This is a genomic window from Methylorubrum suomiense (assembly GCF_022179765.1).
Classification (GTDB): Bacteria; Pseudomonadota; Alphaproteobacteria; order Rhizobiales; family Beijerinckiaceae; genus Methylobacterium; species Methylobacterium suomiense.
The window spans coordinates 19,566-39,164 of the sequence record NZ_BPRE01000023.1; the positions used below are offsets into that span (position 1 = coordinate 19,566).

Genomic DNA, 19,599 nt, shown 5'->3' on the forward strand with positions numbered 1-19,599 from the left:
CCATCTCGCCGACCGGTGATGGCCGATCGGCGGCAGAAGCGGCCAGCCGCGCAACCCGTGGCGAAGCCATCGATCACATTTAGATCGACCGATCGATGCCGAAGTCCAGTCGAGAGGGTATGAAGGCGCCCGGCTGGGCGTGGCGGGCGCTCCGCTCAGCTTCCCAGCGCCACCAACGGATTCATCGAGCGTCGAGCTTGTCGATATCGGCGGCGGCGTTGGCGACCGCATTGGCGCGGTTATAGGCGGTCCGTGGGCGATTGGTCGGATCCTCGAAGGAACCTGCCCAGAGGCCCAGCCGCTTGCCCCAGGCCAGTGTCTCGGCACCGACATAGGCCGCCTGACCGGTGCGGCGGTCCGCCATGGCGAGGCCTTTCTCGGCCAGCCACGCACTGAGATCTTCCTTGTCCCGCAGGCAGACCGAGATGGCACGGCCGTAACTGTCGGTCTCGCGGATGCGGCAGGTCACGGTCGCGTCCCGCAGGTGGGCGGCGAGTGCCTTGGCCGCCACGGTCCCGCAGGCATAGGATTGCGCCTTCGCATTGAGGCAGGTTTGCTTGAGGCCCGGCGCGACCACGCCGTAGAGACCGACCACTTGCCCGCCGACGATCAGCGTGTCGCCGTTGAGCACACGGACCTTGCCGCTGACGCTGTCGCCGGCCCAGGCACCACCCAGGGCCGCCATCGTCGAGAAAAAGCCCGCAGCGATGACGGCGGCGGGCCCGATCGATCCTGTCTTCCGCATTCCATGACCTCAGCGCACGCCCGGCCTCACGGCCGGACCTATGCGAGTCTTATGCCCATTCTGTGGCTGGCTCAGCAGCCGCCCGTGTCGGCGGCGGCGTTGACCGGACGGGCATTGCTCTCGGGTTATCTTTTGATCGGTTTTCTCTCTACACACCAGTCACCGGTTCGATAAAATGCCACCGACCGGCGCTTCTCCGGCTTGATCGCAGCATCGTCCCCGCCGTGGAAGACCGCGTTCGCGCGCGCCTGCACGGGATGCATCAGCGCGGATCGACCCATCTGCAGGCTGACGCGTCGCGCTTCCGCCGCTCCGTAAGATTTGGCCGTCGTGTCAGCCGTTGACCACGGCGCGGGGGCGTTCGAAGGTCGTGGCGGCATCCGGTCGCGGTGGAGGAGCGATGAAGGGATCGGACGATGCATTCACGCCTCCGGAGACCGCATCGATCGCACCCGGCCCGCGTCGCAGCGGAACGCTCATCCACCGCAGAATGCGTACGTTGCCCCCGCGCTCGAAGTGGCGCGCCAAACGCCGCCGCGCCCAAGCCGGAAGACCGTCGATATCCGTCATGTCTGCTTCCGATACTGTGTTGGATCTGCGAAACATTGCCCGCGTTCGGATCAGTTGAGTTGTTCTCAACTGTGAAAGCAATAAGGCGTGGGCGCGGACGGAACGTGGCTGTTTTTCGCCGACGCTGTCGGGTGACAGCTCCGGAAACATCGGCGACTCCAATCGTTGCCTGCCGGAAACGCGTTGCGAGACGGTCGGTATGCCGCTCTCGAGGGGAGACGGGGATGGCGGCGAGCTTGGCGGATCTGATGCGCGGCGCGGCGGCCGAGGCACGGCGGCTCGCCGCGACCTTCCCCGGCGCGGTCGCGAAGGACGATCTGCCCTGGCGCGTGATCGCAGGCTTCGATGCGGACATCCGCGGCCATATCGAGCGCGACCGCCGGATCGAGGACGAGCGCGACCGCGTGCTGATGGCATCGGTCACCCTGGCCGAAGTCCCACCGGAAGCGGAGACGGAAGAGCGGGAGCGCGCGCGGCGGGGCCTCGTTCGGGCGGTGGATTATCTGGAGGAGGCGGTGCTGCGCTTCGGAATCCTCAACCGCGTCGCTGCCCAGCGCGGCTGCGGCGCAGCGGGCGATCCGGTGACCAGCAGTCGCTGACCCCGGCATCGGACGATAGCTTCCGGAGAGGGGGTGTTCGTCCGCTTCCCGCATTCGGCATGCACCGCCAGGACGCTCCGATCGGGATAGGGCGCGGTCGAGCGGTGGACGGCGCGCCTTTATCCTGTCGCTTTGCCCCCGTCGGCAGGATTCGTTCGTTCACGTCGAAGTTGACTAAAATCCCGGCCCGATTAGTGCCGGGCACCTCTTTACCAGAGATCGAAAATGCTGGACTAGATCGACTGAAGCTGATCGGTCGACTGTCTCGCATTTGTCATGCACGCCTTGATCGAATCCGGTCTGCGCCGCCCCTGGTACCGTCTCTGTCTGCCATCCGCGCTGGAAGAGCAGTACCGGGTGGAGACGGACCGCCGCAGCGGCCGGTACGCCCAGTCCTGGCTGGCCGTCTTCGCCCTCTTCAACGTCCTGTCCCTTGCACTGGACTACGACGTCTTCGGCCCGGACGCGTTCCAAGTGCCGCTTGCCCTGACGATGGGCGTGTTCTGCCCCGTCGTGCTGATCGCCATCGTGTCACTGCGCGGGTCGCCGACCATGCTGCGGATGGCGGGAGCCATGCTGGCGACGGTGCTCGTCGATATCGCCATCGCCCTCAACAGCGCGCGGCTCGCCCCGCCGGAGCACGCCGCGTCCTACATTATCCTCGCGGCGATCGTGCCCCTCCTCGTCGGACTCATCTTGCCGTTGCCGTTCCGACATACCGTCGTCTACTGCGCCATGTCCTTCGCGCTCTATGCCGGGCTGATCCTCGCCTTCGATCTCGCCGGGCCCGGACAGGCCGGCTTGCCGCTCCTCGTCTCGGGACTGATCCTGGTGCCGCTCAAGCTCGGGTATTCGCGGGAATGGGAGGCGAAGACGGTGTTTCTTCTCGGCCTGCGGGAGAGGCTCCAGGCGGAGGCGTTGGCCCGCGCCAATGCGCAGCTGACCATCCTGTCGGAGACGGATTCCCTCACGCGCCTGCCGAACCGGCGCCATTTCTCAGAACGCCTCGATCGGATGTGGCAGGTGGCCGCCGACGAGGGCCTCTGGCTCGGTGTCGTCTTCGTGGATATCGATCATTTCAAACCCTTCAACGACGCGGTCGGCCACCATGCCGGTGACGAATGCCTCGTCGCGGTGGCGGGTGTGCTCGGTTCGACGGTCGAGGCGAAGGGCGGGCTCATGGCACGCTACGGCGGCGAGGAGTTCGTCGCCTACCTGCCCGGGGTCGATCTCGGCGGGGCCATCGAGGCCGGAGAGGCGATCCGGGCTGCCGTGATGCAGCTCGCGCTGCCCCATCCCGGCCTTCAGCAAGGGGCACAGGTCACCGTGAGCGTCGGCGTCACGTCGGCCCACGGCTCCTCCCGCGCCTCTGGGATGAAAGTCAAGGACCTCCTCCGCGCCGCGGATCTCGCGCTCTACGCGGCGAAGACCGAGGGCCGCAATCGCGTGGCCGCCCTCGGCACCGCGGCCAACAGCAACCGTGCGCCGGCCGACGGCTCCGTGGCGAGCGACCTTCCCTGACGGCACGCCCGCGAACCGTTCCTCCCGCACGTCTCACCCTAAACTCCGCGAACATCGCACCGTCATGCGGGAGCTTGACGGGCGCGGGCGAGTTTGCCCCGGCGGGTTCGATGAGGAGCGAAGGGCGGATGCTGCTGGACGAGAACTGCGCCGCCGGTGTGCAGACCCTGCGCGGAGAGGGACCCGCGAGCCCTCGTGGGATGGTGGGGCCGCACCGGACAGACCGCGCGGTCGGCGTCCATCCTCGCCTCACGGCCGGCATCGCCGCCCCGGGTCGCGCCTACTGGGGCTTCGCCGCCGCGATCGGTGCCCTCGACGGGATCGGGCTGGCCTGGGCGGGGATCGTCGTCGAGCCCACCGGTTTCCTCGCGGCCTTCGGGGCGATCCTGCTGCTGCTCGGGGCAGCCTTGCTGTGCAGCCTCATCCGTGAGCCGAAGCTGCGGGCGATGGCCCTCGCGAGCGCCTACCTCCTCGCCGTCACCACGGCACTGGCGGTCCTCCACATCCTTGCCGCCCTTCCGGCCCTGCCGCTCGCCGACGATGCGCTGGCAAGTATCGAACGGGCCCTCGGCTTCGACGGCCCGGCCTACCTCGCCTTCCTGGCAGAGCATCCGGATCTGACCCGGCTCCTGGCGCTCGCCTATCATTCGAGCGGGCCGCAGATCGGGCTCGTCGTGATTGTTCTGAGCGCCTGCGGGCGCACGACGCGGCTCTGGACCTTCGCCCGCCTGTTCACCCTGACGCTCTCCGCCTGCATCCTCGTCTCGGCCTTCGTTCCGGCGGCCGGCACCTATGCGGCGGCGGCGGTCGAGGCCCGGCCTACGGGCGAGATGGAAACGGTCGGCGCGCTCTGGCATCTCGAGGCCCTGCGGGCCCTGCGCGAAGGCCACTTCCACAGTCTCGCTTTGTCGGAGATCCGCGGTCTCGTCACCTTCCCGTCGTTCCACGCGAGCCTTGCCGTCCTCACCGGATGGGCGCTCATGCCGCTGCCGGTGATCGGACCGCTCGCCCTGCTCCTCAACGCCGCGATCATCGTCGCTGCCATCGGCGCGGGAGGGCATTATCTGCCCGACGTGATGGCGGGCGCGGGCCTCGCCTTCGCCTTCGTGGCCTCGCGCTCCCGCTAGAGCATCGGCCCGAAAGGTGGGAGCCGGCTTTCGGAAAAAGCCGATGCATCACAATAACCTAGAGCATCGTGCCGGATCCGATATCCGACACGATGCTCTAGGATGCTGCCGACGGACCGGCCACTTTTTCCGCGGTCGGTGTCGAACCCGTACGGTGGCGCCCGATGCGTCGGGACCGGAGAGGGTCGGTGGGGGTGACGCGGATTGTCCGCCGGCCCCGGCACCCGTTACAGCGGGGTCCATGACAAGCGGGCTGCCTGCTCCCGGACGATGCCGATGACGTCCGTCCCCGACCCGTCCGCCGATCGTTCCCCCGACGTGCATGAGGGCAGCGACGGCTGGCTGTTCCTGACCGGCGGCACGAACCGCGTGATCGAACAATACCGGCGAACGGGCCTCTCCCGCCGCCTGCTCTGGCGCTGGCGTCGACTTCTGGCGCACCGGGTGAGGGCCTGCGCCCGGCTCGGTGCCACCTATATTCACGTCGTCGCCCCCGAGAAGCTGACGGTCTACGGCGATCATGCGCCGAGCTTGGCCTTCGATCCCGCCTCTGCACCCGTGCGGCGGCTTGCCCGCTGGCTGACGGCATCCCCGGGCGCCCGCGCCTTCGTCGATCTCGACGAGGCCTTCCGCGCGGCGCGGAACGGGCCGCCGCTCTACCTGCGCACCGACTCGCACTGGACGGTCCGGGGCAGCGAGATCGCCTATCGGGCGATCCTGTCCCGCATGGGTGTGACCCCGCGCGACGATCTCGAAGCCCGACGCACGGGTGGGACCGTTCCGTTCTCCGGCGATCTCGGACGCAAATGCGCGCCGATCCGGTTCGAGCAGGCCCCCGTCACCACCTTCGCGACGGGCGCTCGACGCATCCTGGCCAACGAACTGCTCACGGAGCTGGAGGCGCAGGGGCGCGGCATCGAGGCCCATCTCGGGGCGCATGCGGTGTTCCGCAACGACGATCCGAGGGCGGACCCCCGCCGACTCGTCATCTTCGGCGATTCATTCTGCCAGCATACCAGCTACAGTCCCGTGGCGACGCTGACCGCGTTGATGGCCGACCGCTTCCGCGAGGTCCATTTCCTGTGGTCGACCAGCATCGACTGGCACTATCTCGCCGCGGTGCGCCCGGATTTCGTCCTCGGCGAGATCGCCGAACGCTTCATGATCGATCTGCCACCCCGGGGCTTCCCGATCGAACGCCTGGCGGAACTCGCCCGCGCGCGGAAATTCACGGACGCGACGCCGCTTCCGCCTGACGCGCCCGCATCCGCGCCTGAAGCCGTTGGCGCCGCGCCGCGATGACCGTGCCGTTCACCTCGCCGCCGAACAGGAACATCGCGGCAAGCCAGTAGAGGAACACGAGGAACACCATCGCGGTGGCCAAACCTCCGTAGGTCGAGGCGTAGGCGTTCGAGAAGCGATCGAGGTAGAAGCCGAAGCCGAGGCCGGCGAGGAACCACAGCACCAGCGTCACGCCGATGCCGGGCAGCACCGCCAGCAGAGGGCGGCGCCCGGCGGCGACGAATTTGTGGGCGATCACCAGAACCAGCGCGATCAGGAACGCCGTCACCCCGATCCGCCCGATCGCCACCGTGAGCCCGAGCGGTTCCAGGCCCGGCGCCACGAACACGACCTGCCGCCAGAGCAGCGGCCCCAGCACCACCAGCAGGGCGAAGGCCAGCATCGCGAAGGCGCCGCACACGACGTAGCCGATCGATTCGAGGCGCGTCAGCCACCAAGGCCGCATCTCGCGCAACCCGTAGGCGCGATTGAGCCCAACCCGAAGGGATTCGACCCCGGAGGATGAGAAGTAGAGCGCCAGCACCGCACCCAGCGTCAGCACGCCGCCGCGCTGCTCGGTGAGGATGCGATGCACCTCGCCGACGATGGGCTTGGCGACCTCGCGCGGCACGGCGTCGAAGATCAGTGTCCCGGCCTCGTCGGCGAGCGACTTTGTGCCGAACAGGCCGGCGAGGGCCGCGAGCAGAATCAGGAACGGGAACAGCGACGTCAGCATCGACAGCGCGATGTGGCTCGCGATCGCCCAGCCGTCATGGGCGACGAAGCGCTGCGCGGCGAGGCTCGCCACGTCGAGGATCTTTCTGGGACGGCTCAAGGGAGGGGCGGATTCTGCGGTGGACGACGAGGGCCTCTCATACGGGCATTCGGGCGGGCCGCGTCAATCGCAGCGGGCGTCGGGGTGGCGGGATGGGAACCGAAACAGCCGGGGCTCGCCCTCACGATGCGTTGTGCACGCCTCGGCGATGTCGCGGCAAGACGTAGCCGCATAGCCAAAACGCTTGACCGGCCGTGCCGCCTTCTGAAGCCCTGCATCTCGGTCGACGCCGGATTCTGCTGCAGGATCAAAGGAGTTTATAATAAAGTGTATGATCGTCAAATGGATTGATATCGTTTCCTAATCTAGTCGTAGGATTCGACATAACTTCAATGAATTTTCAAAAATCATTATCTTTAGGAAAATCCTGCGCGCTTATAATCGTTGTGACACCATATGCGTGCTGCGCTCGGTCGTCTTGCTCGAAGGATTCTGCGATTAGACGCCACATTGAAGGTAGGAAAATCACATGAGCCTGACGTTCCTACGCCGCATATTTTTGACTGGGGGTGTCTTGCTGCTCCTTGCTTATTTCCTCGGCGTCATGATTGCCCTGCCGTCTAAGAATGGTCCCCAAATCATCATACCAACCGCGGCAAACCTCATACCCAATGCAGGCATGATTCTGCTGGTAATATCCGGTCTGATCGCCGCAGCAATGCGAGCAGGCTGGCGGCGAGCCGTGCCTTTGCTGAACCTCGCTCTCGTGATCCCCGTCGTGGGACTGTTGCTCGGTTTCGTTGAACTGACCCTCGTACGGCGCGAGATCGACCGCGTGATCCTTCCGGGTGGGCGGGTCGTATTGATGACGCTCGAGCCAGGGTTCACCGACACAAGCTTCGGGCTTTGGTGGCCGGATGGCTGGCGCTGGAAAGCGGTCTTCGATGCTGGCGACCAGATCACGTACTCGGAAGACGGTTCCTTCACGAGCGATCCGAGATTGGTCCTTACGCGGGATGGGCGGCACTTGATGATCCGCCGTGGTGGCATCTGGACGGATTGCTGGATGATCCAGCCTGAGATGACGTCGTCGGAGCCAACACCCTGTTTGGCTGGGGAGGGCAACAGCCCTGGAAGCCGGAGTGCATGGCTCGACCGTTCCGACCGCATCGCCGCTGCGATCGGTGCCGAGCCCGCGAGACCGTAATAGTCCCCCTTGCCCATCCGCTCGCCGTGGCGCGCGTCGCCTTGAGGCCGGTATGGCAGCCCGGACGGCCGGATGGTTGCCTTCCCCGGCCGCCTATGATGCGTGGCCTTCGCCATGCCCCCGTTTCTCACCGGGCTGATCCCGGCCGCCTTCGTCCTGATCTGGGCCTCGGGCTTCGTCGCCGCGCGCTACGTCGCGCCGCTCTCGGAGCCGCTGGTGTTCGTGGCGGCGCGCCTTTCCCTCGTCGCCCTCGTGCTGACCGGCATCGCGCTGGCGCTGCGGGCCCGATGGCCGAAGGATGGGCGCGGATGGCGCGACGGGCTGGTGGCGGGGGTGCTGATGCAGGGCATCTACGTCGCCGGGGTGTTCTGGTCGGTTAAGCACGGGTTGCCCTCAGGCATCGCGGCGCTCGTCGGCAGCCTGCAGCCGCTCCTGACCGCCGCCGCCTCCGAGCCGTTGCTCGGCGAGCGGGTCGGCCCAAGGCGCTGGGCGGGGATCGGGCTGGGCTTCCTCGGAGCCGGTCTGGTGCTGGCGCCGAAGCTCGGCGCCCTCGACCCCGCCGGCATTCCGCCGGTGGCCCTCGCTGTCTGCCTCGCCGCGATGCTCGCCATGACGGCGGGCACCCTGTGGCAGAAGCGCAAGGCGGCCAAGGCCGACCTCGTCACCAATGCGGCGATCCAGTTCATCGGCGGGGCCGCGTTTGCCGTGCCGCTGGCGCTCGTCGCCGGAGAGGCCTGGCCCGAGCTGAGCCTGCCCCTCGGCCTCGGCATGGCTTGGTCCGTGCTCGTCAACTCGGTCGCCGGCATCCTGCTGCTGATGGCGCTGATCCGGCGCGGCGCGGTGGCGGGCGTCGCCTCGCTGTTCTTCCTCGTGCCGCCGGTCTCGGCGGCCATCGCCTATCTGATGTTCGGTGAGACCCTGACCCTGGTCCAGATCGCCGGCATGGCGGTCGCCGCCGCAGGTGTCGCCGTAGCGAGCCGAAGCCGATGAACTGGATGATGAATTCAGTCCGGTTTCATCCAAAGGTATAGGCTGCGGCAAAGAAAATCGACTACTGCGCGGGCAATCCTGCCTATAATGAACCTAACCCGATCATTGCACAGGGAATGAGACATGGCCGCTTCTCCCGCCATTCAGCCCGCCAACGACCCGCAGGATTTCGTATCCCTCGCCCAGCAGGCCGCCGAAGGCGCCAAGGCCCTCGTCGCCGAGGCGACACAGCGCGTGAAGGCGCGCGTGGCCGGGCCTGAGGGCAAGCTCGACGCGGGCAAGCTGGAGCGCGAGCAGCACGCCGCGCACGGCCTCGCCTGGTTGACGACCTACGGTGAAGCGGTGCGCGAGCTCGCCGACTACGCCGCCCGCCTCCAGGGCGAGGGCCAGTTCGGCGAGACCGAGGCCCTGCTCGTGAAGATCGGCATGGGCGAGTATCTCGACCAGATGTTCTTCGGCATCCCGATGAGCCAGGGCGAGATGGTGCGCCCGACGAGTTCGCTCGGATTCACCGCCTCGGAACTCTCCGGCTTCCGCAACGCCGCCATCGAGACGATCACGGCCGAGGGCAACACCGCGGAGAACCGCGCGGCCCTCGTCGCCAAGATCCGCGAGGCGACCCGTTCGGGCGCCGCGACGATCGGTGCCTCCGGCCTCGACGAGGACATGGAGGCGATCCGCTCCGAGATGCGCCGCTTCGGCAAGGCCGAGGTCGTGGATCAGGCCCACGAATGGCACCTGAAGAACGACTACATCCCGATGGAGATCGTGGCGAAGATGGCCGAACTCGGCGTCTTCGGCCTCACCATCCCGGAGGAGTACGGCGGCATGGGCATGCCGAAGGCCGCCATGTGCGTGGTCTCGGAGGAGCTGTCGCGCGCCTATATCGGCGTCGGCTCGCTCGGCACCCGTTCGGAGATCGCCGCCGAGCTGATCCTGTGCGGCGGCACCGAGGAGCAGAAGCAGCGCTTCCTGCCGGGCATCGCCTCCGGCGACATCCTACCCACCGCCGTCTTCACCGAGCCGAATACCGGCTCCGACCTCGCCTCCCTGCGCACCAAGGCGGTGAAGGACGGCGACGTGTGGAAGATCTCGGGCAACAAGACCTGGATCACGCACCCCGTGCGCGCCGACATCATGACGGTGCTGGTCCGCACCAAGCCGGAGGAGAAGGGCCATCGCGGCCTCTCCATGCTCATCGCCGAGAAGCCGCGCGGCACCGACGAGGAGCCCTTCCCGGTCCAGGGTCTCACCGGCGGCGAGATCGAGGTGCTCGGCTACCGCGGCATGAAGGAGTACGAACTCTCCTTCGAGAATTTCGAGGTGCCCGGCGGCAATCTGCTCGGTGAAGTCGAGGGCAAGGGCTTTGCCCAGCTGATGCAGACCTTCGAGTCGGCCCGCATCCAGACCGCCGCCCGCGCCATCGGCGTCGCCCAGTCGGCCCTCGATATCGGCCTGCGCTACGCCGAGGAACGCGTCCAGTTCGGCAAGGCGCTGGTCGAGTTCCCGCGGGTCGCCGACAAGATCGCCATGATGGCGGTGGAGATCAACATCGCCCGCCAGCTCACTTACTTCTCGGCCCGCGAGAAGGACGAGGGCAAGCGCTGCGATCTCGAGGCCGGCATGGCGAAGCTCCTGGGCGCCCGCGTCGCCTGGGCGGCGGCGGACAACGCCCTGCAGATCCACGGCGGCAACGGCTTCGCGCTGGAGTACCAGATCAGCCGCGTGCTGTGCGACGCCCGCATCCTCTCGATCTTCGAGGGCGCGGCCGAGATCCAGGCCCAGGTCATCGCCCGTCGCCTGCTCGAGCAGTAAGCCTCTGTTTTTCTAAAGTGAAAGGCCCCGCCCGGACTGTCCGGGCGGGGCCTTTTTCATGTCGTGTGCGGGGCCATCACAGCCCTGGGAAGCGGCCGAGATCCAGGCGCCCCGCCTCCGCGCTGCCGAGCCGGGCGAACTGGCGCTCGATCGAGTCGGCATAGCCCGCAAGGGTGCGGTGCCAGCCCTGGGCCTGCGCCTCCAGGCCTGAGAAATCGCCGTTGCTGCCGAGGCTCTCACCGCGCGCGGTGGCGCGGGGTGTGGCCCGTACCGTCCGGTCGAGACCGGCGACCCGAGCCGAGGCTCGGCGTTCGGCAAGGCGTTCGGCCCTGGCCGGCCGCTCGCGCGGGGTCGCGGCCGCTTGGCGGGGGAGGCGCGTTTCGGCTGCGGCGACGCGACGCCCGCGATCGGTCCGAGCCGGCGGCGCGGCCTCGGAGGATTTGGCGGTCTCGCGGGGCGCCGGCGCCGCGGCGGTCCGAGCGGTGCGATCCCCCTCGTCGAGCATTGCCCGGCACGCCCCGCTCAGGCGCTCGCGCTCCCGCCGCAGACAGGCGGCGATGCGACCGGGATCGGGGATCGAGGACGCGCAGAGCCGGAACGCGTCCGGTCCGCAAGCCGCTCGCTGCGCCTCCGTCCCCTGTGCCAGGGCCGGCGGGGCGGCCAGCAGCGGCAGGAGCAGGGCGAGCTTCGGGATGGTGTTCAAGCGCGTGCCTCCGTTGCTTCGCGAACGGGGTACATCGCGTGTCACGGCCGACCCCGGACGCTCGGGTCACCGCTCATCCCTCGGGCGGCGGTGTATGCGGTGAGGAGACCACAGCACCGCGTCACGAGGCAAATCACGAGCGACGTGAAGAGGCGGGACCGATTGTCCTGAATCGGCATCGACCATCCATTTGTCGATGATCGACCCGCCCCGAAAGCATCCCGCCCCGTCACCGCCGCGGATCGGCGACCACCGTCACCGTTGGCCGTGCGCCGTGTCCTTGAACAGATCCTTGTGTTCCCGTGGCTGCGAGCGCCAATACTGCTTGGGTGCGCGCACCTGCGCCCCGAGTTCGGCCGCCGCGTGCCAGGGCCAGCGGGGATCGTAGAGCATGGCGCGGGCGAGCGAGACCGCATCGGCTTTCCCCTCCGTCAGGATCGCTTCGGCCTGAGCCGCCTCCGTGATGAGGCCGACGGCGATGGTGGTCAGGCCCGTCTCCGCCTTGATCCGCTCGGCGAAGGGCACCTGATAGCCCGGCCCGAGCGGGATCTTCTGGGCCGTGGAGAGGCCACCGGTCGAGACGTGGATCGCCGCCGCGCCCCGCGCCTTCAGGGCACGGGCGAGCTCCACCGTCTGGTCGAGATCCCAGCCCTCCTCGACCCAGTCGGTGGCCGAAACCCGCATCCAGACCGGCTTGCCGGCAGGCACCGCCGCGCGCACCGCCTCGAACACCTCGAGAGGGAAGCGCATCCGGTTCTCCAGGCTGCCGCCATAGGCGTCCTCGCGCCGGTTCGAGAGCGGCGAGAGGAACTGGTGCAGCAGGTAGCCGTGGGCGCCGTGGATCTCGAACCCCTCGATGCCGAGGCGCAGCGCCCGCTCCGCCGTAGCAACGAATCCGTCGCGCACCCGCTTCAATCCCTCCGCATCGAGGGCGTGGGGAGGAACCTCGTCCGCCGCATGGGCGAGGGCCGAGGGGGCCTCGGTGCGCCAGCCGTCGGGGGCGTCGGGGGCGATCTGCGCGCCGCCTTCCCAGGGAACGCGGCTCGACGCCTTCCGGCCGGCATGGTTGATCTGGATGGCGATGGGGATCGGCGCGTATTCGCGGATCGCGTCGAGGACCCGGGCGAGGGCCCGCTCCGTCGCCGCGTCGTAGAGGCCGAGATCGGCCGGCGAGATGCGGGCCTCCGGCGAGATGGCCGTGGCTTCCAGCGTCAGGAGGCCGGCGCCCGATTGGGCGAGTTGGCCGAGATGCGTCATGTGCCAATCGGTCGCCGCCCCGCCGCGGGCCGAGTACTGGCACATCGGCGCGATGATGATGCGGTTTTCCAGTTCGAGGTCGTCGAGGCGCAGGGGTTCGAACAGGCGGGCGGACATTGTGGAACTCCGGATCGTCTTGCCTCGGGCATTTGGGGTCTCGCACCGCTGCGGCCACCCCGCGGCCTTCCATCCGCCGACGCCCCTCCCATGTTCCCGCACGGATGACGGCGTGAACGGCGGAAGGAAGTGACGCGATGGGACTGCTGGTCGACGGCGTGTGGCGGGATCAGTGGTACGACACGGCCAAGACCGGCGGACGCTTCGAGCGTTCGGCGTCCGCTTTCCGCAACTGGGTCACGGCGGATGGCCGTCCCGGCCCGTCGGGGGAGGGCGGTTTCAAGGGCGAGGCCGGGCGCTATCACCTGACCGTTTCCCTCGCCTGTCCCTGGGCCCATCGCACGCTGATCGTGCGGGCCCTCAAGGGTTTGGAGGCGGCGATCAGCGTCTCGGTGGTCTCCCCGTACATGCGCGAGGAGGGCTGGGTGTTTCAGCCCGAAGCCGCGGGCGGCGTTCCGGGAGCGACCGCGGACGACCTGTTCGGCGTCGAGCGCCTCTATGAACTCTACCAGCGGGCCAAGCCCGACTATAGCGGCCGCGTGACCGTGCCGGTTCTGTGGGACCGCGAGCGAAACACGATCGTCTCCAACGAATCCGCCGAGATCATCCGGATGCTCAACGATGCCTTCGGCGGCAGCGGGCCGGACCTCTACCCGGACGACCTCCGCAGCGCGATCGATGCGGTCAATGCCCGCGTCTACGACCGGGTCAACAACGGCGTCTACAAAGCGGGCTTCGCCACGAAGCAGGAGGCCTACGAAGAGGCGTTTCTCGCCCTGTTCGAGGAACTCGACGCCCTGGAGGAGCGGCTGGACCGGCAGCGCTACCTCTGCGGCGCGCGGCTCACGGAGGCCGATCTTCGCCTGTTCACGACGCTGGTGCGGTTCGATGCTGTCTATGTCGGTCACTTCAAGTGCAACCGGCAGCGTATCGCCGATTACCCGAACCTCTCGAATTACCTGCGCGACCTCTACGCCTTGCCCGGCATCGCCGCGACGGTGAACCTCGATCACATCAAGCGCCACTATTACGGCAGCCACCCGACCATCAACCCGACCGGGATCGTGCCGCTCGGCCCCGAACTCGACTTCACTGCGGGAAACGATCGCGCCCGGCGCTTCGGCGCTTGAAGCGGAGCGCTCCGAGAACACATAGCGCCGACAGATTCGACAAGAAGCCGTGCCATGCACGGCCGGACCGGAGGAACCGACACCATGACGATCCGTGCCGTCCCCATCCTCGTGCTGCTCGGCGCGTTCGCGACCGGGCCGGCGATCGCGCAGCAGGGGGCCGAGATCAAGATGACCGGCCAGTGCGAGCGCTTGGTGATCGCCGACAAGGACATCACGCAGAACTGCAAGGAGCAGGTCGTCAACACCGTCACGCGCGGCCGCACCACCTTCGATTTCGCGGCCTGGGACGGTCAGACGCTGAGCTTCAGCGGATCCGGCGCTCAGCATGAGGCCACCGAGGAGACCGAGCAGTTGCAGCCGGTCAGCCTCGTGGTATCCGGATTGAAGAACAGCGACGGCATCGTGCGCAGCCCCGCTCCGGCCGTCGGCGCCTGCCGCTTCTCGAGCCCGCAGCCCGGCAAGACGCAGATCGCCTGTGAGGCGACGTCCCAGGGCAAGACCTATGCGGGCGTGTTCGTGACCGATGCCAAGACGGATTCGAAGGCCGGCGGCGACGGGACCAAGGGCGCGACCGAAGGGACCAAGCCCTGATCTGACGGCCATCCCCGCCTGCCGGAAAACCGCTGGTCAGGCCGGGGCGCCGGCCCCATGTAACGCGAGCGATCCAACGCACGCGAAACATGTTCCGACTTTGAGGGCTCCATGCTCGAAGCCAACCCCGCCGCCGGTGCACCTCCCGCCGCCGGCCTGATCAAGGACACCACCACCGCGGGGTTCCAGCAGGATGTCATTGCCGAATCGATGAACCAGCCGGTCATCGTCGATTTCTGGGCGCCCTGGTGCGGCCCGTGCAAGCAACTGACGCCGGTCCTCGAGAAGGTGGTGAATGCGGCGGGGGGGCGGGTGAAGCTCGCCAAGCTGAACATCGACGAGCATCCGGGCGTGTGGCAGCAGATCGGCCAGCAATTGGGCCTGCAATCGATTCCCGCCGTGATCGCGATCGATCGCGGGCGGCCGGTCGATGCCTTCATGGGAGCGGTGCCGGAATCCGAGGTGCGCGCCTTCGTCGATCGGCTCGCTGGACCCTCCGAGATCGACCAAGTCCTCGAAGAAGCCGCGGCGGTGGCCTCGGCCGGTGACTTGGCCTCCGCCGCCGAACTCTACGCCGCAGTTTTGCGCGAGGAGCCCGCCAACCTCACGGCGCTTGCCGGCCTCGCCAAGACACAGCTCGAACTCGGCGAGACCGAGAATGCCCGTCAGGTCCTCGCGATGGTGCCGGCGGACAAGGCCGAGGACCCGGCCCTGGCCGGCGTGCGCGCCGCCCTCGAACTGGCCGACCAAGCGGAAAGTCTCGGCGACCTTGCCGGCCTGCAGAAGCGGATCGAGGCCGATCCGAACGATCATCAGGCTCGCTTCGACCTCGCGTTGGGGCTCAACGCTGCGGGCAAGCGCGACGAGGCGGTGGACCAACTCGTCGCCATCGCCCGGGCCGATCGCTCTTGGAACGAGGATGCGGCGCGCAAGCAGATGCTCCAGTTCTTCGAGGCCTGGGGTCTGATGGATCCGGCCGCGATCCGCGGTCGGCGCCAACTCTCGACGATCCTGTTCTCGTGATCGCGGGACGCCCCATCGGCTCGCGGGGGAGACGCGCATGACCACGCAGACGAGCATCAAGTCGCCCGCGGATTGCCCCGCCGTCATTCCGGTTTTCCCGCTTCCGGGCGCGCTGCTGCTGCCGCGGGGACAGATGCCGCTCAACATCTTCGAGCCGCGCTACCTCGCGATGATCGATGATGCGCTCCGCACGGACCGGATCATCGGCATGATCCAGCCCGACGCGGAGGGGGGCGGACCGCCGATGGCGCCGAAGCTCTACCGTGTCGGCTGTGCCGGCCGGATCAGTCAGTTCGCCGAGACCGGCGACGGGCGCTACCTGATCTCCCTGACCGGCGTCAGCCGCTTCCGGATCGAGAGCGAGCTCGCCGTCACCACCGCCTATCGCCGCTGCCACGTCTCCTACGACGCCTTCGCCACCGATTTCGAGCCGCGGGCCGGCGAGGAAGCGGTCGACCGCGACGGCGTCCTGCGGGCCCTGCGCCGGTTCGTCGAAGCCAACGATCTTCAGGTCGATTGGTCGGGAATCGAGGAGGCGCCCAACGAAGCCCTCGTCAACGCCCTCTGCATGATGAGCCCGTTCGGCGTCCGCGAGAAGCAGGCGATGCTGGAAGCCGCCGATCTCAAGACCCGCGCCGAGGTGCTCGTCGCCGTCACCGAGATGGAGCTGGTGCGGGCGAGCGGCGGACCCGAACCGACGCTGCAATAGCGATTTCGCGTGGGCGCCCCGGCCGGTTCCGGCTATGGGGCGACGCGGATTGTTCCCGATAACCCGGAAGAGACCATGGCCGATAGCGCTGTCCCCCCCGTCGAGGCGACCCGGGTTGATCCCCGCCTGCTCGAACTCTTGGTCTGCCCGCTGACGAAGGAGCCGCTCGAATACGACGCGGCGCGTGAGGAACTGATCAGCCGTTCGGCCAAGCTCGCCTACCCGATCCGCGACGGCATCCCGATCATGCTGCCGGAAGAAGCCCGCTCGCTCACGGACTGATCGCGGCTCTCACGCGACACGGCTCCTCGTCCTGAAATGCCCGCCTGACGCGGTTCAGGATGAGGAAACGGGCGGGAACGAAGGCATGAAAAAGGGGCGTCCGGTTCCCACCGGACGCCCCTCTTGTTTCATCGGACGACTCAGCGGCCCTGCTGGATCGCAGAAAGGATCCAGGGAGCGTTCGGCTCACGCAGGAACGTCCAGAACTCCTTGGCTTCCTGGGCACCGTTCTCGACGTGGCGGTTCGTGGCACGCTCGAACACCTCGTCGCGCAGCGAGAACCGCATGGCGACGGTCGCGTACTCGACACGACCCTCGCGCCACGCCTCGGACAGGTCGCCCTGAAGCAGCTTCACATCGGAGATGCGGTTGACCACGCCGCGGGCGGCGTTGGCACGCAACTCCTCCTCGAAGTACCCGACCATCTCCGGCGTCGCGAGGCGGCGCAGAGTGGCGACATCCTCACGCCCGTAGGCGTCCTGGATCTCGTACAGGTTGCGCTCGAACGCCTGGAAGTCGTTCGGCTGCACCTGGATCGGCTGCGGACGAGCACCGCCGGCATAGGAGCCGCCCATCGGGTTCATGCCGCCCTGCATTCCACCCGGCATGCCGCCGCCCTGCGCCGGGTTGTTCGGCTCGAGGCTGGAGCGGGCATGGGCGTTGGAATTGCCGGCCATGGCCGTCTGCGGGCCCTGCTGGCGGCGGCGGAAGAACCGCACCACGAACATGACGACGAGCGCGAGCAGACCGATCTGCAGGATCAGGCCGAGGAACGAGGCGATACCGCCCAAGCCCCCGGAGAAACCTGCGCCGAGCAGCGCGCCAAACAGGCCCGCGCCGAGCAGGCCCGCCATGAAGCCACCGCCGAAGCGCGGCCGGTTGGGAGCGGCCATGCCCGGATTGGTCATGCCCGGGCTCGGGCTCGTCTGCGAACGCTGCATCGGCGCGCCCATCGTGCCCGGCGAGGTCGCCGTGCCCGCCGGGGGAGCATAGGTCTTGGAGCCGCGGGAGCCGAAGCTCGATCCGCCGCCGCCCGGCCGCGCCTCGACAACGGGCGCCGCCACGGCGAGCGAGGCCGCGAGCGCGAGGAGGGTCACGACGCGCTTGGTACGCGCGGGGGAGGAAGCCATCGGGTAAACCTCGGGTCACCATCATGAGAGCGGGCGGGAACTCGCCCTCTCGAAGATGGTGACGCGTGAGGCGGGTTTTTAGTCCGCTTCCAGAGTCATCCTGTCCATTTCATCCCGCTGCCGGGAAGACGAGGCGCACGGTGGCGCCCTCACCGGCGCGGCTGTCGATGGAGATGGTGCCGTTCTGCCGCTTCATCAGGCCATGGACGATGGCGAGCCCGGCCCCGCGCCCGGCCTCCCGGGTGGTGGCGAAGGGGGCGAGGGCCCGTGCCTGCATCTCCGGCGACAGACCGTGGCCGGTATCCGAGACCGTCAGCACCACCGCGCCCGCATCGGGCCGCTGCAATGTCCGGTCGCCGGGTTCGATCGCCGACAGGCGCACGGAAACCTTGCCCTCGCCCGCCATCGCCTCACAGGCATTGGCGAGGATGTGGCCGAGCGCCAATTCGACCTGACTCGGATTGCAGAGGGCCGGCGGGAGCCCGTCTGGGATCGACAGATCGAGGCTGATGCGCGGCGGGAGGCCGGGGCGCAGCCGGTCGAGGGCCGCCCGCACGGTCTCGCCGAGATTGACCGGGCGCAGGTCCGGCGCGATGCGGCGGGAATGGGCGAGCAGTTGCCGCGTCAGCACGGCGGCGCGCTCGGAGGCTTCGGTCGAGCGGGTGACCGCGCGCTGGATGAACGGCTCCTGACGGTCGCCCAGACGGCCCTTTAGCCCGTCGATGTAGCCGATCAGGATCTGGAGGAAGTTGTTGAACTCGTGGGCGACGCTGTTGGTGAGCAGCCCCAACGCTTCCCGCTGCCGCGACAGGGCGAGTGCCCCTTCCGCCTCCCGGCAACGGCTGATGTCGACGATCTGGCCCAGGAGCCGTCGTTCGCCCGCCCGTGCAACGAGATGCAATTCGCCCCAGAACGACGCGCCGTCCCGCCGGGCAAACAGCAATTCCGCCTTGAGTGGTTCACCGGGCGCCGCGTTCCCGTTCAGGGCGTCGCGCAGGATCGTCCAGCCGGAATGATCCGCGTGCCGGCATTCGAGGCATGCGAGCGGTTGGCCCACCAGATCGGTGTCCGAGAAGCCCGTCAATGCGAGCAGGGCCGGATTGACGGCGAGGATCGTCGGTTCAGCGTCCCCGGTCCCGACCACCAGGGAGGGCAGCGGCAGAGCCGCCAGAAGAGCGTCCTCGGGAAGCGCGGTCATGCGGGCGTGGCTGCCGAAAGCCGGGCCGCGGGAGCCCTGGAAGCTTGATCGATAGCCGCTTTGGCCGCCCGCCGATACTCCCGACGCGGCGGGCTCGACGCCGCGCCCGTCGTCAGCGGTTGGCCGTGGTGACCGGCGAGGCGCCGTTGTTGAGGGTCACCCACGCCTTGCCGTCCTGGCCCTCGCGCTTGACGAAGCTGTAGCCGGTGCGCTGCCAGGGCAGCACCGCATTGGTCTTGTTGTCGAGGATCAGATCGCCCCGGTCGGTGCGCACCATCAGCACGGCGTGGCCCTCGCCGATCTCATCGATCACCACCGTCATGCGCAGGGCTCGCCGCGGCAGCCGCCGCTCGATCAGCAGGCGCCGCTTGAGGAGCTGGATATCCTCGCAATCGCCGAAACCGTCGTCGGGGAAGTCCCAGCGATCGACGACGCCCCAATGGGCCGCGTCGGTGATCGGCTTGATGCGGGCGTTGACCCGCCGATTCACGCTGGCCAGCGTCTGCCACAGGGCGGGCGTCAGGGCGATGACGGCCGGTTCCGAGGTGTCGACCGCGCATTCGGCCGGATAGCGGGCGCAGAAATCGTTCCAGGCGGCGACGGGACGGGCGGGTGCGCCCTGCTCGGCGGCGGTGCCGGTCTCGGGCAGGGACGCCACCGTCTGGGCCTGGGTGGTCGCTCCACCGAGGAGCAGGATCGCCCCGACGAACGACAGCTGGGCCGCCCGGCGCAGGCGCTGGCCCACCACCCCGCGGGAGAACGCCGATCCGTCGCCGACGCCCCGAAGCACCGCGTACCGCATGGCCGAACGTCCTGCCGCCCTCGT

The 19,599-nt window shown here is 68.3% G+C and carries 20 protein-coding genes; 12 read left to right on the forward strand and 8 right to left on the reverse strand.

The genetic code is table 11. The annotated features are described in order from the left end of the window. Positions 1–181 precede the first annotated feature (181 nt). Positions 182–745, reverse strand: coding sequence for a thermonuclease family protein (locus tag MFF26_RS24575; protein ID WP_238308780.1), 564 nt, complete (start codon positions 743–745; stop codon positions 182–184). A 333-nt stretch (positions 746–1,078) separates the two neighbouring features. After that, positions 1,079–1,465, reverse strand: coding sequence for a hypothetical protein (locus MFF26_RS24580; RefSeq protein WP_238308781.1), 387 nt, complete (start codon positions 1,463–1,465; stop codon positions 1,079–1,081). A gap of 74 nt (positions 1,466–1,539) precedes the next feature. Here MFF26_RS24580 and MFF26_RS24585 point away from each other — a divergent pair, with 74 nt between their 5' ends. The 4 genes from MFF26_RS24585 (at position 1,540) to MFF26_RS24600 (ending at position 5,864) form a co-directional block, all read left to right on the forward strand. Then, the gene (locus MFF26_RS24585; protein WP_137831188.1) at positions 1,540–1,914 is read left to right on the forward strand and encodes a hypothetical protein; all 375 of its coding nucleotides are present in this window, start codon (positions 1,540–1,542) and stop codon (positions 1,912–1,914) included. Between the two features lie 276 nt (positions 1,915–2,190). Beyond that, entirely contained in the window at positions 2,191–3,435 is a 1,245-nt protein-coding gene (locus tag MFF26_RS24590) for a GGDEF domain-containing protein (RefSeq protein WP_137831187.1), read from the forward strand. A gap of 128 nt (positions 3,436–3,563) precedes the next feature. Continuing rightward, positions 3,564–4,562, forward strand: coding sequence for a phosphatase PAP2 family protein (locus MFF26_RS24595; RefSeq protein WP_137831186.1), 999 nt, complete (start codon positions 3,564–3,566; stop codon positions 4,560–4,562). A 276-nt stretch (positions 4,563–4,838) separates the two neighbouring features. Continuing rightward, positions 4,839–5,864, forward strand: coding sequence for an alginate O-acetyltransferase AlgX-related protein (locus MFF26_RS24600; RefSeq protein WP_238308782.1), 1,026 nt, complete (start codon positions 4,839–4,841; stop codon positions 5,862–5,864). Here the strand turns inward: MFF26_RS24600 and MFF26_RS24605 are convergent. Beyond that, the gene (locus MFF26_RS24605; protein WP_137831184.1) at positions 5,791–6,678 is read right to left on the reverse strand and encodes a YihY/virulence factor BrkB family protein; all 888 of its coding nucleotides are present in this window, start codon (positions 6,676–6,678) and stop codon (positions 5,791–5,793) included. The genes MFF26_RS24600 and MFF26_RS24605 overlap by 74 nt on opposite strands. A gap of 469 nt (positions 6,679–7,147) precedes the next feature. Between MFF26_RS24605 and MFF26_RS24610 the strand changes: the two genes are divergently transcribed. The 3 genes from MFF26_RS24610 (at position 7,148) to MFF26_RS24620 (ending at position 10,630) form a co-directional block, all read left to right on the forward strand. Beyond that, the gene (locus tag MFF26_RS24610) at positions 7,148–7,825 is read left to right on the forward strand and encodes a hypothetical protein (RefSeq protein ID WP_137831183.1); all 678 of its coding nucleotides are present in this window, start codon (positions 7,148–7,150) and stop codon (positions 7,823–7,825) included. Positions 7,826–7,939: 114 nt separating this feature from the next. After that, on the forward strand, positions 7,940–8,815 hold the full coding sequence (locus MFF26_RS24615) for a DMT family transporter (protein WP_137831182.1): 876 nt from the start codon (positions 7,940–7,942) through the stop codon (positions 8,813–8,815). A gap of 123 nt (positions 8,816–8,938) precedes the next feature. Then, positions 8,939–10,630, forward strand: coding sequence for an acyl-CoA dehydrogenase family protein (locus tag MFF26_RS24620; protein ID WP_137831181.1), 1,692 nt, complete (start codon positions 8,939–8,941; stop codon positions 10,628–10,630). 76 nt (positions 10,631–10,706) lie between these two features. On the opposite strand, the gene MFF26_RS26580 is transcribed toward MFF26_RS24620, so the two are convergent. Together MFF26_RS26580 and MFF26_RS24630 are read right to left on the reverse strand one after the other, a co-directional pair. Next, a complete protein-coding gene (locus MFF26_RS26580) occupies positions 10,707–11,333 on the reverse strand; it encodes a hypothetical protein (RefSeq protein ID WP_308447770.1) in 627 nt (208 codons plus the stop codon). 255 nt (positions 11,334–11,588) lie between these two features. Then, positions 11,589–12,707 (reverse strand): NADH:flavin oxidoreductase/NADH oxidase, encoded by a 1,119-nt coding sequence (locus tag MFF26_RS24630; RefSeq protein ID WP_137831565.1) that lies wholly within the window; start codon positions 12,705–12,707, stop codon positions 11,589–11,591. A 137-nt stretch (positions 12,708–12,844) separates the two neighbouring features. Between MFF26_RS24630 and MFF26_RS24635 the strand changes: the two genes are divergently transcribed. The 5 genes from MFF26_RS24635 (at position 12,845) to MFF26_RS24655 (ending at position 16,445) form a co-directional block, all read left to right on the forward strand. Further along, on the forward strand, positions 12,845–13,837 hold the full coding sequence (locus tag MFF26_RS24635) for a glutathione S-transferase family protein (RefSeq protein WP_137831564.1): 993 nt from the start codon (positions 12,845–12,847) through the stop codon (positions 13,835–13,837). 84 nt (positions 13,838–13,921) lie between these two features. Continuing rightward, positions 13,922–14,431, forward strand: coding sequence for a hypothetical protein (locus MFF26_RS24640; protein WP_137831563.1), 510 nt, complete (start codon positions 13,922–13,924; stop codon positions 14,429–14,431). A gap of 111 nt (positions 14,432–14,542) precedes the next feature. Continuing rightward, positions 14,543–15,454: a thioredoxin family protein gene (locus MFF26_RS24645; protein WP_238308783.1), complete on the forward strand. Its 912-nt coding sequence runs from the start codon at positions 14,543–14,545 to the stop codon at positions 15,452–15,454. Positions 15,455–15,491: 37 nt separating this feature from the next. Further along, positions 15,492–16,163 carry an LON peptidase substrate-binding domain-containing protein gene (locus tag MFF26_RS24650; RefSeq protein ID WP_137831561.1) on the forward strand — a complete coding sequence of 224 codons (672 nt, stop codon included), beginning with the start codon at positions 15,492–15,494 and terminating at the stop codon, positions 16,161–16,163. A gap of 75 nt (positions 16,164–16,238) precedes the next feature. After that, on the forward strand, positions 16,239–16,445 hold the full coding sequence (locus MFF26_RS24655) for a Trm112 family protein (RefSeq protein ID WP_091943211.1): 207 nt from the start codon (positions 16,239–16,241) through the stop codon (positions 16,443–16,445). A 140-nt stretch (positions 16,446–16,585) separates the two neighbouring features. Here MFF26_RS24655 and MFF26_RS24660 read toward each other — a convergent pair whose 3' ends face one another. The 3 genes from MFF26_RS24660 to MFF26_RS24670 all read right to left on the reverse strand — a co-directional run bounded on the left by MFF26_RS24660 (position 16,586) and on the right by MFF26_RS24670 (position 19,575). Beyond that, the gene (locus tag MFF26_RS24660; RefSeq protein WP_137831560.1) at positions 16,586–17,575 is read right to left on the reverse strand and encodes a TIM44-like domain-containing protein; all 990 of its coding nucleotides are present in this window, start codon (positions 17,573–17,575) and stop codon (positions 16,586–16,588) included. Between the two features lie 109 nt (positions 17,576–17,684). Further along, on the reverse strand, positions 17,685–18,773 hold the full coding sequence (locus tag MFF26_RS24665) for an ATP-binding protein (protein ID WP_238308785.1): 1,089 nt from the start codon (positions 18,771–18,773) through the stop codon (positions 17,685–17,687). Between the two features lie 112 nt (positions 18,774–18,885). After that, positions 18,886–19,575: a transglutaminase-like cysteine peptidase gene (locus MFF26_RS24670; RefSeq protein ID WP_137831558.1), complete on the reverse strand. Its 690-nt coding sequence runs from the start codon at positions 19,573–19,575 to the stop codon at positions 18,886–18,888. Between the last annotated feature and the right edge of the window lie 24 nt (positions 19,576–19,599).